This window comes from Mangrovihabitans endophyticus, assembly GCF_014646155.1.
GTDB lineage: Bacteria > Actinomycetota > Actinomycetes > Mycobacteriales > Micromonosporaceae > Actinoplanes > Actinoplanes endophyticus.
Genome location: NZ_BMMX01000054.1, coordinates 1 through 12,541, shown reverse-complemented (window position 1 = coordinate 12,541; position 12,541 = coordinate 1). Strand labels below are relative to the sequence as shown.

General features: G+C 73.7%; 9 protein-coding genes. 5 read left to right on the top strand and 4 right to left on the bottom strand.

What is annotated here, in order from left to right:
* Window positions 1-24 precede the first annotated feature (24 nt).
* The 4 genes from IEY73_RS29675 to IEY73_RS29660 all read right to left on the bottom strand — a co-directional run bounded on the left by IEY73_RS29675 (window position 25) and on the right by IEY73_RS29660 (window position 6,463).
* Window positions 25-1,923, bottom strand: coding sequence for a DUF6114 domain-containing protein (locus tag IEY73_RS29675; RefSeq protein WP_189082653.1), 1,899 nt, complete (start codon window positions 1,921-1,923; stop codon window positions 25-27).
* Between the two features lies 1 nt (window position 1,924).
* Window positions 1,925-2,608 (bottom strand): DUF6230 family protein, encoded by a 684-nt coding sequence (locus IEY73_RS29670; RefSeq protein ID WP_229716283.1) that lies wholly within the window; start codon window positions 2,606-2,608, stop codon window positions 1,925-1,927.
* Window positions 2,609-2,933: 325 nt separating this feature from the next.
* A complete protein-coding gene (locus IEY73_RS29665) occupies window positions 2,934-5,594 on the bottom strand; it encodes a molybdopterin-dependent oxidoreductase (RefSeq protein ID WP_189082652.1) in 2,661 nt (886 codons plus the stop codon).
* Window positions 5,585-6,463: an FAD binding domain-containing protein gene (locus IEY73_RS29660; protein WP_189082651.1), complete on the bottom strand. Its 879-nt coding sequence runs from the start codon at window positions 6,461-6,463 to the stop codon at window positions 5,585-5,587. The genes IEY73_RS29665 and IEY73_RS29660 overlap by 10 nt, the downstream gene beginning before the upstream one ends.
* A gap of 142 nt (window positions 6,464-6,605) precedes the next feature.
* Here IEY73_RS29660 and IEY73_RS29655 point away from each other — a divergent pair, with 142 nt between their 5' ends.
* The 5 genes from IEY73_RS29655 to cydC all read left to right on the top strand — a co-directional run.
* Window positions 6,606-8,000, top strand: a complete 1,395-nt coding sequence (locus tag IEY73_RS29655) for a cytochrome ubiquinol oxidase subunit I (RefSeq protein WP_189082668.1) — start codon at window positions 6,606-6,608, stop codon at window positions 7,998-8,000.
* Window positions 8,001-8,009: 9 nt separating this feature from the next.
* Window positions 8,010-9,005: a cytochrome d ubiquinol oxidase subunit II gene (gene cydB, locus IEY73_RS29650; protein ID WP_189082650.1), complete on the top strand. Its 996-nt coding sequence runs from the start codon at window positions 8,010-8,012 to the stop codon at window positions 9,003-9,005.
* Window positions 8,983-10,503: a thiol reductant ABC exporter subunit CydD gene (gene cydD, locus IEY73_RS29645; protein WP_505744152.1), complete on the top strand. Its 1,521-nt coding sequence runs from the start codon at window positions 8,983-8,985 to the stop codon at window positions 10,501-10,503. The genes cydB and cydD overlap by 23 nt, the downstream gene beginning before the upstream one ends.
* Complete coding sequence (locus IEY73_RS34575; RefSeq protein WP_505744151.1) at window positions 10,410-10,622, top strand: P-loop NTPase family protein; 213 nt, start codon at window positions 10,410-10,412, stop codon at window positions 10,620-10,622. Before cydD ends, IEY73_RS34575 begins: the two co-directional genes overlap by 94 nt.
* Window positions 10,619-12,541, top strand: a 1,923-nt coding sequence (gene cydC, locus IEY73_RS29640) for a thiol reductant ABC exporter subunit CydC (RefSeq protein WP_229716282.1), incomplete at its 3' end; no start/stop codon positions are given. The genes IEY73_RS34575 and cydC, both read left to right, overlap by 4 nt.

Genomic DNA, 12,541 nt, shown 5'->3' with positions numbered 1-12,541 from the left:
CGGACCTGAGCCCCCGTGCGCGGATCAGGTCGCGGTTTCGCGCAGGTCCATGGGGTCCGCGGTCAGCGTGTCGCAGCGGACGAACGCCAGGTCGATCTTGACGTCGGTGAACCACAGCCGGGGCAGCGTGAGAGGCGGTGGGGCATCCGGGGTGAACGTCACCGCAATGACGCCGAACAGCTTTCCGGTGAACCGCGGCGTGTAGAAGCGCACGTTTCCGTCGGTGGTGAGGGCGTCGCTGCGGATGACGGTGTGCCGGCCGTTGGCCTCCGCGATGGTGAGCGAGAACGGCTTCGTGACCGACTTGTTCATGCTGAACTTCAACGCCCGCAGCGGGCCGGCGCGGGTGGGCAGCTCGACCACGCCGTCGTAGGTGGAGTCGTACATGGTGAGCGAGTCGCCCTCCATCAGGCCGCTGTGCACCGAGATCATCGGCACGTCGCCGGGTGCCGCCTTCCGGTAGACCCGCGGCCCGAGACATGGCACGTCGGACGCGGACGGGCTCGGCGCGGGCGTGTCCGAGCCGGACTTCTCCGGCGCCGAGGGCGCGGTGGCGGTCGGCGGTTCGGTGGCGGTTGGCGGTTCGGTGGCGGTCGGCGGTTCGGTGGCGGAGGGCGATGAGGTGCCGTGCGGCGCTGGTGGCGGCGTGGTTCGCGGGGGCGATGTTGCCGGCGGGGCCGGCGAGGCGGGGGCCGTCGGTGTGGCATGCGGTGCTCCCGGTGCCGGGCCGGTGCCGGGCGGAGCGTCGCCGGTGGGCGTGGTGTCGGCCGGGGTGCTTCCGGCCGGGGTGCTGCGGGTGGGGGTGCTGCGGCCCAGCAGCTTGCTGATCCCGTCGCGCAGCCGCTGCCACGCGTCGGCGATCGGGTTGCCCGGTGTTGCTTCGCCGTCGGGTGTCGTGCCGTCCGGGGTCTCATCCGGCGCGGCGGTGTCCGGTTTCGCCCTGCCCGCGGATCCCGATCCGCCGGTGCCGCCTTTGCCAGTTCCGCCTTTGCCGGTTCCGGCCGTCCCGGTGGCGGCGGACCCGGTGCCCGGCCCGTGTGCCGCCGGACCGGTGTGTTCGCTCGGGCTCGCCGACGCGGTCGCGGTGCGCGACGGCAGGCCGCTCGGGCAGTCGTCGGCCCGCGCCGGGGCGTGCTCGCCGGCCATGATCACCGCCGCGACGGTGGCCGACAGCACCCCGAGAAGCAGCAACGCCCGATGCTCGCCGCGGCCCCGTCGTTGCCGGGCCACCGGCCGGGCGGGGGAGTCCGGCTCGGCGTGGTGTGGCTCGGCGTGGTGTGGCTCGGGGTGATCCGGGGTGCCGTCGTCCGGGGTGGCCTCGCCCGGCTCGGCCGCGTCCGGGGCGGTGGGGGAGTCGCCGGTCTCCGGCCGGGTGCCGAAACCGGGCAGGAACGACGTGTCCCGGCTCGCTGTCGGTGGGCCGGCCGCACCGTTGAGGTCGACCGTCTGCGGATCCGGGCCGGCCGAGGTCGCCGTGGTGGCCGCCCCGCCGGGGCCGTCCGGCGCGGCGTCGGCGGTCCCGGCAGCGGTGCCGGCAGCGCTGCCGGGCGCGGCGGCCGTCGTGGGGCGCGGCGGCGACCAGGCGATCGCCAGTGCGCCGCCGAGGATGCCCAGCGCCATGCCGATCGCGAAACCGCCCAGGTTCAGGCCGAGGAACGAGTACAGCGCGGTCAGCAGCCCCATGATGGCGTAGAAGAGGCGTTGCGCCGGCGTGGCCCAGATCAGCGCGCCGCACAGCACGAGCACGAGCGGCAGCAGGTAGGACAGGTAGCCCTCCTGGCCGAAATGCACCTGCAGGTCGTCGAGGGTCAGGTTGGCGCTGCCGAACAGCTCCAGACCGGCCGCGACGAGCAGCAACCCGCCGGCGAACGGCCGTTGCCGCCGCCATCGGCGGAACCGCCGCCAGACGTGACGCGCCTTCACGTCAGAAGCATTCCTTCGGCTTGCCGTTCTGCGCGTCCACGTTGATCTTCAACGACAGGCCGCGGAGGGTGAAGGTGCCCGCGCTGGTGGAGACCGCGGTCTGCCGCAGGCCGGTGATGGTGACGTGCTGCGCCTGCTGCCCGAACGCCCCGGCGTCCCCGTGCGCCTGCGTGCCGCCGCGGGTGAGGGTGGAGGCGTCCTGGCCGATGTTGATGTCGGTGAACACGGCGTCGCCGCTCAGCTCGTCCATGCCGATCAGCAGGTCGGTGGCGGTGGCCGGGCGATCGGAGTCGCGCCCGGCGTTGATGGTGAGGCTGACCGGCAGGCCCGGCATCTTGACCGACTGACACAGGTTGTACAGCGTGGCGTTCTTGATGCCGGACATGGCCACCGGGATGTGGTTGCCGCTCTTGTCCTCCACCGCGCCGGCGTACTGGGCGAACCCCTGGCCGTCGAGCTTGTCCGCGGAGATCTTGAACTGCTTGCCGGACACCGTGAAGCTGGCCGCGAAGGCACCGTTGGCCAGTCCGAACACCAGGGCGCCGGCGATCACGGTGGGTACGCTCACGGCGATCGCGAAACGACGCCAGTTGATGTGGCCGTACGCTCCGTCATCGTCCGTCGCGGCCCGGCCCGGTTGTTCCGTCGCCGGTGATGTGTCCGGCGTCGGGGTCTGTGCTGACATGTCGGCTCCTCCTGGCGACGTCATGGCGGCCGGTGGCCCGGTGCGCGTCGTCCAGCGGCATGAACGCGGCGGCAGTGAGAACCGTCGATGTCGTTGGGCGTGCCGGTCATCGTGCTCCGGCGACGGCCGGCGGACAAGAGTCCTGATTACCCGCGAGTAACCCGCGGCGCGGGGCGATCCTCACCGGCAGTAGCGACAACCGGCCCCAACGGAGCGAAGGCGGCGAATCGCCTAGTTAACGCGCCGGTAACCGTCACTGCACGTAGGCGACATCGTAAATGTTACGGATCGGTAACAATGCTCAGCGTGTGCACAGGACCGCAGGTCAGCGGCCTGGGGAGGGAACGGTGCGCAGCGCCGCCCAGATGCGGTCCGCGGTGAACGGCAACTCCGTCAGCCGCACCCCGACCGCGTCGCGGATCGCGTTGGCGATCGCCGGGGCCACCGGGTTGTACGGGCTCTCGCTCATCGACTTGGCGCCCAGCGGGCCGATGGTGTCCGTCGTCCGGGCGAAATGCACCTCGGTGCGGGGGACGTCGGCGAAGGCCGGAATCCGGTACTGCCGGAAGCCGGTGGTGGTGACCTGTCCGGACGCGTCGATGTCCAGGTGCTCCGACAGCGCGGAGCCGAGCGCCTGCGCCACCCCGCCCTCGACCTGGCCGCGGCACTGAGCGGGGTTGAGCACCACGCCCGCATCGGCGCTGTGCACGCTGCGCAGCACCACGAGGCGGCCGGTGTCCGGGTGCACGGCGACCCGGAACCACTGCGCGTTGAACGCCACCGACCGGGGGCTGCCGGACCAGTGCCCGATCCCACGCAGGGGCGCGGCGGCCCGGGCGGCCAGATCCTTGAGCGTCAGGCGCACACCGGCGCGGTGCACCGCGTCGACGCCGAGCACGGCGGGCTCCCCGCCGGCCGCGGCCAGCAGCCGGTCGCGCAGCGCCCGCGCCGCATGCAGCACGGCCCGCCCGGCCACCACCACGCCGGTGGAGCCGAACGCCCCGGTGTCGTGCCCGATCAGGTCCGTGTCGGCGTGCCGGACGGTGATCCGGTCCGGGGTGGTGCCGAGCGTGTCGGCGGCGATCTGCGCGTGCACGGTGGTGCTGCCGTTGCCGAACTCGGCGGTGCCGACCGCGATCTCGTACCGTCCGTCGGCGAGCAGGGTGGCGGTGGCGTCCGCGAAGTGCCCGCCCGGCGGTCCCGCGGCGATCATCGCGATGGCCATGCCGTCGCCGGTGAGCCAGCCCGCCGGTGCGGGCTCGGCCGGCTCGTTCGCGGCCGCGCGGATCGCCGACAGGCACTGGTCCAGGCCGTAGCTGGCGATCGTCAGGTCATCGTCGTGCGCGCCGGGCGCCTGCAGCGGGTCGCCGGAGCGCACCACGTTGCGTTCACGGAACGTGACCGGGTCCATGCCGAGGCGCCGGGCCAGCTCGTCCAGCACCGACTCCACGGCGAACGAGACCTGTCCCAGCCCGTACCCGCGGAACGCGCCGGCCGGCACCGTGTTGGTGTAGACCGCGTACGCGTCGACCTGCTTGTTCGGGCACCGGTAGACGGCCAGCGACTCGTGGCAGCCGTGGTGCATCACCGACGGGCCGTGATTGCCGTACGCGCCGGTGTCGGCCACCACCCGCAGCCGCATCGCGGTGAGGGTGCCGTCGCGGCGCGCCCCCGCGCTCATGGTGACCGCGAACGCGTGCCGGGTGGTGGCGCCGGTGAACTGTTCGGCGCGGGTGTACTCCCATTTCACCGGCCGCCCCAGCCGCAGTACGGCGAGCGCCACCAGGTCCTCGACCAGCATCTCCTGCTTGCCGCCGAACCCGCCGCCGACCCGGCCGCTGAGCACCCGCACCCGGTCGGCGCTCAGATCGAACAGCGCGGACAGCGCCCGCCGGGTCAGGAACGGCGTCTGCGTGCTGGACCGGATCACCAGCCGGCCGTCGTCGTCGCGCCACCCGATCGCGCCGTGCGTCTCCAGGCTGGCGTGCTGCACCCGGGGGGTGCGGAAGGTGGCCTGGTAGACCACGTCCGCCGCGGCCAGCCCGGCCTCGGCCGAGCCGTGTTCGTCGTGCAGCGAGCCGACCACATTGGAGTCGCCGTGCAGGCGCGGCGCGTCGTCCGCCATCGCCCGCTCCGGGTCCAGCACGTGCGGCAGGACCTGGTAGTCAACCAGCAACAGTCGGCAGCCCTCCTCGGCGGCGGCCTCGGTGTCGGCGACCACCGCGGCGACCCGCTGGCCGGCGAAGCGGACCACGTCGTCGAGCACCCGCGTGTCGGCCGGGTCCTCCGCGGCGTGCTCGTGCTGCGCGGTGGAGAACCGCCGCGCCGGGGCGTCCCGGTGGGTGAACACGCCCCGCACGCCGGGCACCGCCAGCGCCGCGGCCGTGTCGATGCCGCGGATGCGGGCGTGCGCGTGCGGGGACCGCAGCACCTTGAGGTGCAACAGGCCGGGCACGTCCACGTCGAAGGTGTACCGGGCGGTCCCGGTGACCACCCGCGGCCCGGCGGGCGCGGGCAGGTCGGCGCCGACGGCCGCGCCGGGCGCCGGGTCGCCGGTGGTGCGCACCCCGGCCACCGCGTCCGCCACGGCGCGATATCCGGTGCACCGGCACAGGTTGCCCTTCAACGAGCGGGGCAGGTCGGATCGTTGCCGTTCGGACAGCGCCGCCACGGTCATGATCATGCCCGGGGTGCAGAATCCGCACTGGAACCCCTGGGCGTCCAGGAACCGCTGCTGCACCGGGTGCAACTCATCGCCGCGCGCCAGCCCGGCCACCGTGGTGACGTGCGCGCCTCGCGCGCGAAACGCCGGGTAGACGCAGGAATGCACCGGCGTGCCGTCGACGTGCACGGTGCAGGCGCCGCAGTCCCCGGTGTCGCAGCCCTTCTTCACCCCGTACGCGCCGCGCTCGCGCAGGTAGGTGCGCAGGCACTGGCCGGGCCGGGGTTCCTCCGGGTGCGCCACCCCGTCGACCGTCACCGCCACGCCGGCGCCTCGTCCTCGCCCGCGTCGCGGCCGGCCGCGCCCGGGACGCCGTCGGGAGGACCGGCGGCCAGCTCCCGGCGGATCTGCTCGGCGTGCCGCCGGGTCAGATGCCGGCGCCAGGCGGCCGAGCCGTGCGGATCCGACACGTACCCGCCGTCCGGGATCGCGTTGGTGAGCGCCACCTGCAGCACCTCCGCGGTGGGCAGGGTCGGGAAGCGCAACTGGTACGGCCGGAAGGTGGCGGCGGTGACGGTCAGGGTCAGCGACCCGTCCGTGTCGAGCCGCCCGGCCAGCAGCGTGGCCGACCGGCCGTGCGCGTGCAGCGAACCCTGCCGGTAGGCGGCGAAGCCGGTCAGCGCCCACGCCGGCAGGTGCACCGAGCGCAGCAGTTCGCCGGGCGCCAGGGCGGTGCGGCCGTCACCGGTCACGAGCGCGGCGACCGGCAGCCGCCGCTGCGCGCCGTCGTTCCCCAGGATCAGGCAGGTGCCCTCCAGCGCCGCGGTCAGGGCGATCATCGGGCCGGCCGGCAGGGCGGAGCAGATGTTGCCGCCCACGGTCGCCACGTTCCAGATCTTGAACGAGGCCAGGAACGCGCGGCAGCACCCGCGGGCGATCTGGTGGAAGGCCTCGAACTGCGGCGCGCCGGTGAAGGCGAACAACTCGGCGACGGTGCACGTGGCGGCGATCTCCAGGCCGTCCTCGCGGACGGTGATCGGGGGCCAGCCGGCCGCGGCCAGATCGAGCAGCCGACGCACCCGCGGACGCGGCTCGGCGAACAGCGCGGTGCCGCCGCCCAGCCACGCGTCTCCCGGCCGCCACTGACCCGGGCCGGCCGGGCTGACCACGTCGGTCACCGTGTGCAGGTCCATCCCCGTCACGCTACGCGCCGGTTGTTTCGCCGCGGCGACATTCGCCCCGGGTGACCGGGGGCAACCTTCAGGACTTTCGGCCCTGAACCTCCCGGACGCTCTACCGTCAAGATTCGGTGCGGAAATCGTGGAAGGGAACCTCGTGGACGCGCTCGACCTGGCCCGATGGCAGTTCGGCATCACCACCGTCTACCACTTCATCTTCGTGCCGATCACCATCGGGTTGTCCGCGCTGGTGGCCGGGCTGCAGACGGCGTGGGTGCGGACCGGACGGCCGGAGTACCTGCGCGCCACCAAGTTCTGGGGCAAGCTGTTCCTGATCAACTTCGCCATGGGCGTGGTGACCGGCATCGTGCAGGAGTTCCAGTTCGGCATGAACTGGAGCGACTACTCGCGCTTCGTCGGCGACATCTTCGGCGCGCCGCTGGCCATCGAGGGGCTGCTCGCCTTCTTCCTGGAGTCCACCTTCCTCGGCCTGTGGATCTTCGGCTGGGACCGGCTGCCGAAACGCCTGCACCTGGCCACCATCTGGCTCGCCTCGCTCGGCACGGTGCTGTCGGCGTACTTCATCCTGGCCGCCAACTCGTGGATGCAGCACCCGGTCGGATACACCATGAACGCCGAACGCGGCCGGGCCGAGCTGACCAGCATCGCTCAGGTGCTGACCAACTCCACCACGCTTGTCACCTTCCCGCACACCATCACCGCCTGCTTCCTCACCGCCGGCGCGCTGATGCTCGCGGTCAGCGCCTGGCATCTGCGTACCGGCAACCAGGCCGAGGTCTTCCGGCCGGGTCTGCGGCTGGGCGCCTGGGTGGTGCTGGTGGCCGGGCTGGGTGTGCTGGTCACCGGCGACGTGCAGGCACGCGTCATGACCGAGCAGCAGCCGATGAAGATGGCCGCCGCGGAGGCGCTCTACGACAACGCGGCGCCCGCCTCCTTCTCCCTGTTCACCATCGGGTCGCTGGACGGCAGCGAAGAGGTCTACAGCGTGCGGGTCCCGTCGCTGCTGTCCTTCATGGCCACCGGAAGCCCGGACGGCGAGGTCGAGGGGATCAACGACATCCAGCGGACGTACGAGCAGACGTACGGTCCCGGCGACTACACCCCGTACGTGCCGGTGACGTACTGGTCGTTCCGGCTGATGATCGGCTTCGGCGGCCTGGCCATGCTCGTCGCGCTGGTGGCGCTGTGGGCGACCCGGCGGGGCCGCGCGCCGGCCGGGCGATGGCTGTGGGCCGCGGCGATCGGCACCGTCGCGTTGCCGCTGCTGGCCAACTCGTTCGGCTGGATCTTCACCGAGATGGGCCGTCAGCCGTGGACCGTGTTCGGGCTGTTCACCACGGCGGAGAGCGGTTCCCCGTCGGTCAGCGCGGGTGAGGCGGCCACCTCGCTGATCGTGCTCACCGCCCTGTACGGCGTGCTCGCCGTCGTCGAGGTCGGGCTGCTGGTCAAGTACGCCCGTGCGGGCGCACCCGAGATCGCGCCGGAGCCCGGGGACGACGACGCGGACCGTCCGCTGGCCTTCGCCTACTGAGAGGCACGCATGGAACTCACCACCGTCTGGTTCCTTCTGATCGCCGTGCTCTGGTCGGGGTATTTCCTGCTGGAGGGCTTCGACTTCGGCGTCGGCATCCTGCTGCCGGTGCTCGGCCGCGACGACCGCACCCGCCGCCTCATGATCAACACGATCGGGCCGGTCTGGGACGGCAACGAGGTCTGGGTGCTGGTCGCCGGCGGCGCCACGTTCGCGGCGTTCCCGGAGTGGTACGCCACCCTGTTCTCCGGATTCTTCCTGCCGCTGCTGCTCATCCTGGTGGCGCTGATCCTGCGCGGGGTGGCCTTCGAATACCGCGGCAAGCGCGCCGACGCCCGGTGGAAGCGCCGCTGGGACTGGTGCATCTTCGCCGGCAGCCTGACGCCCGCCCTGCTGTGGGGCGTGGCGTTCGGCAACATCGTGCGGGGCGTGCCGCTGTCCGCCGACCACGAGTACACCGGCGGCCTGCTCACCCTGCTCAACCCGTACGCGCTGCTCGGCGGCCTGACCACGCTCCTGCTGTTCACCCTGCACGGCGCGGTGTTCCTGGCCCTGAAGACCGACGGTGAGATGCGCGGCGCGGCCGGCAGGCTCGCGCCGCGGCTGACCCTCGCCGCGCTGCCGGTGGCCGCGGTGTTCCTGATCTGGACCGGGCTGTCGCACGGTGACGTGGGCGCCTGGGTGCTGTTCGGGCTCGCCGCGGCGGCGCTGGCCGGCGCGCTGGTGACCACCCGCGCCCGCCGGGAGGGCTGGGCGTTCGTGGCCACCGCGGCGACCATCGTGCTCGCCATCGGCGGGCTGTTCACCGCGCTGTTCCCGGACGTGATGCCGTCCAGCACCGACCCGGCCTTCAGCCTGACCACCACCAACGCGTCGTCCACCCCCTACACGCTGACGGTGATGACCTGGGTGGCGCTGTTCTTCACCCCGATCGTGCTGGCCTACCAGGGCTGGACCTACTGGGTGTTCCGCAAGCGGCTGCGTGTCGAGGACATCCCGGCGTGAAACCGCTCGACCCGCGGCTGATCCCGTGAGGCCGCTCGACCCGCGGCTGATCCGCCACGCCGCCGCCACCCGCACCTACCTGGCCGGCACGGTGGCGCTGGGCACCGTGCTGGCCGGACTGCTGGTGGCGCAGGCGACCCTGCTGGCGCGGGCGATCACCGGGGTGTTCCTGGGCGGCGACGAGCTGGGCGCCGGCCCGCTGGCGGCGCTGGCCGCGGTGATCGCCGGGCGCGCCGCGGTGGCCTGGGCGCAGGAGGTGGTGTCCGCCCGCGCCGCGGCTGGCGTGCGCAGCGAACTGCGCCGGCGACTCGTGGCGCACCTGGCCGCGCTCGGCCCGCGCGGCGACACGGGGGCCGCCGCCACGCTTGTCACCCGCGGACTGGACGCGCTCGACGCGTACTTCGCCCGCTACCTTCCGCAGCTTGTGCTCGCGCTGCTGGTGCCGGCCGTGGTGCTGACCCGGCTGGCCGGCGCGGACCTGACGGCGACCCTGACCGTCGCCCTGACGCTGCCGCTGATCCCGTTGTTCATGGCGCTGGTCGGGATGCACACCGAGGCCGCCAACCGCCGCCAGTTCCGGCTGTCGCAGCGTCTGTCCCACCACTTCCTGGACGTGGTCGCCGGGCTGCCCACGCTGAAGGTGTTCGGCCGTGCCCGCGCCCAGGCGGACATCATCGCCCGGATCAGCGATCAGCAGCGCCGGGTCACCATGCGCACGCTGCGCACCGCGTTCCTGTCCTCGCTGGTGCTCGAACTGCTCGCCACGCTGAGCGTGGCCCTGGTCGCGGTCGGCATCGGCCTGCGGCTGGTGTCGGGTCACCTGGACCTGGCCACCGCGCTGCTGGTGCTGATCCTGGCACCCGAGGCGTACCTGCCGCTGCGCCAGGCCGGCGCCAACTTCCACGCCAGCGCCGAAGGGGTGGCTGCCGCGCAGGAGGCGTTCCAGGTGCTGGAGCGGCCGGTGCCGGCCGGCGGCGACGCGGCGCCACCGGCCGGGGGCGACATCGTGTTCCGCGACGTGCGGGTGACGTACCCGGACCGTGCGGAACCCGCACTGCGACTGTCCGCGACGCTCCGGCCCGGCGAGGTGGTCGCGTTGACCGGGTGCAGCGGCGGCGGCAAGTCCACCGCGCTGGCAGTGCTGCTCGCCTTCGTCCGGCCGGACGAAGGCGAGGTCACCGTCGGCGGCGTGCCGCTGTCCCGGATCGACCCGCACGCCTGGCGGGAACGCATCGCCTGGGTGCCGCAGCGGCCACACCTGTTCGCGGACACCGTGCACGCCAACATCGCGCTGGGCGCCGCAGACGCCGCGGTGGACCGGGCCGCGGTGGTGCGCGCCGCCGCCCTGGCCGGGGCGGACGCCTTCGTCCGCGACCCGGGCTGTCCGCCGGGCAGCGGCAGCGGATCGCGCTGGCCCGGGCGTTCCTGCGGGACGCGCCGCTGGTGCTGCTGGACGAGCCGACCGCCAACCTGGACACCGGCACGGCGGCGGACGTGACGGCCGCGATCCGGCGGCTGGCCCGCGGCCGTACGATGATCATGGCGGCGCACCGCCCGGAGCTGATCGCGCTGGCCGACCGGCAGATCCGGCTGTCCCCGGCGGCGGTGCCGGCATGAGGCTGATCGCGGCGGTCCGTCCCACGCTCGGGGGTGGTGGCCGCCTGCTGCTCGCGATGCTCGCCGGGACCGGCGCGGCAACGGCGGCGGTGGCGCTGACCGCGGTGTCCGCCTGGCTCATCTCCCGGGCCGCGCTGCACCCGCCGGTGCTGCACCTGATGGTGGCCATCGTCGCGGTCCGGGCGTGCGGGCTGAGCCGGGGCGTGTTGCGTTACGGGGAACGCCTGCTCGGCCACGACGCCGCGTTCCGGATGCTGGCCGCGGCCCGGGTGCGGCTGTTCGCCCGGCTGGAGCGGCTCGCACCCGCGGGACTTGCCGGGCACCGGCACGCCGACCTGGCGCAGCGGCTGACCGCGGATGTGGACGCGGTGCTGGACCTGATCACCCGGGTGGTGCTGCCCGGCGCGGTGGCCGCGGCGGTGGGGGTAGCGTCCGTGGCGGTGATCGGCGCCCTGCTGCCCGCCGCCGGGGTGGCCCTGGCGATCGCCCTGCTGGTGACCGGGGTGCTGGTGCCGGTGCTGCAACGCGGGGCCACCCGTCGCGGAGACGCCCGGCTGGCGCCGCTGCGCGCCGAACTGGCCACCGGCGTGGTGGACCTGGTGCACGGCCTGCCGGACCTGACCGCCTACGGCGCGGTGGGCGGCCGGATCGACCGGATCGCGCGCGCCGACGCCCGGCTGCGGGATGCGACCCGGCGCGCGGCGGCCACGGCCGGCGTGGGTGCGGCGGTGACCACCCTGGTGACCGGCGCCTGCGTGCTGGCCGGTCTGCTGGCGGGCGCCGCGGCGGTGCGGGCGGGCAGCCTGAACGGCGAACTGCTGGCGGTGGTGGTGCTGACCCCGCTGGCGGTCTTCGAGGTGGCCGGCGGGCTGCCGCAGGCGGCCCAGCAGGCGGGCGCGGCCCGCGCGGCACTGCGCCGGATCGCCGAGATCATGGCGGCGCCGGACCCGGTACGCGGCCCGGGTCCCGGCGGCCCGGGTTTCGGCGGCGGGGCGGCGGGTTGCGCCGGTCGGGCGGTGCCCACACTGCGGGTCGAGGGCGTCACCGCGCGATGGACCCCCGATCGCGTCGCCGTCTCCGGCGTCGACCTCACCCTGCGCCCGGGGGCCCGCGCCGCACTGGTCGGCCCCAGCGGCTGCGGCAAGAGCACCGTCGCGGCGCTGCTGGTCCGCTTCCTGGACCCGGTGGCCGGGCGGGTCACCATGGACGGCGTCGACCTGCGGGACATCCCCGGCGACCAGGTCCGGCAGGTGGTCGGCTACCTGTCCGAGGACGCCTACCTGTTCGACACCACGATCGGGGAGAACCTGCGCCTCGCACGGCCGGGCGCCGGCGAGGACGAACTGCACGATGCGCTGGGCCGGGCGCGCCTGCTGGACTGGGTGCGCGGCCTGCCGCGCGGGCTGGACACCCTGGTGGGGGAGCACGGCATGCGGCTTTCCGGCGGGCAACGCCGTCGGCTCGCGCTGGCGCGTGCGCTGCTGGCAGACTTCCGGGTGCTGATCCTGGACGAACCCACCGAGCACCTGGACGACGCGACGGCCGCGGAGCTGACCCGCGATCTGCTCGACGCGGCGGGTGACCGGACGGTTCTGATCATCACCCATCGCCATCCGGCCGCCCGGCGCCGCGGCGATCCGGACGGCGGGCCGCAGTTGGTGGAGCTGGCCGCCTCCCCGCCGGTCGTGGGCCCGCCGGTCGTGGGCCCGCAAGGCGTCTCCCCGCAAGGCGTATCCCCGGACTCGCGGGCGGCACCGCAGGGCGATCTTGGAACCGGCACGCCCGAAATGCGGCGGCTGACCCCGTATGGCGCGCATCGATGCCACGACCGATCCGACCATGGCGTCGACGCTTCTATAGGTGGGCCGGTTCCGGGAGGGATTGGTATCGGTAGGTTCGTCGTTGGTGATCTGCGAGTG

Coding starts and splice junctions, on each gene's coding strand:
- IEY73_RS29670 (WP_229716283.1), bottom strand. CDS start 2,608: ATGTCAGCACAGACCCCGACGCCGGACACATCACCGGCGACGGAACAA.
- IEY73_RS29660 (WP_189082651.1), bottom strand. CDS start 6,463: ATGGACCTGCACACGGTGACCGACGTGGTCAGCCCGGCCGGCCCGGGT.
- cydB (WP_189082650.1), top strand. CDS start 8,010: ATGGAACTCACCACCGTCTGGTTCCTTCTGATCGCCGTGCTCTGGTCG.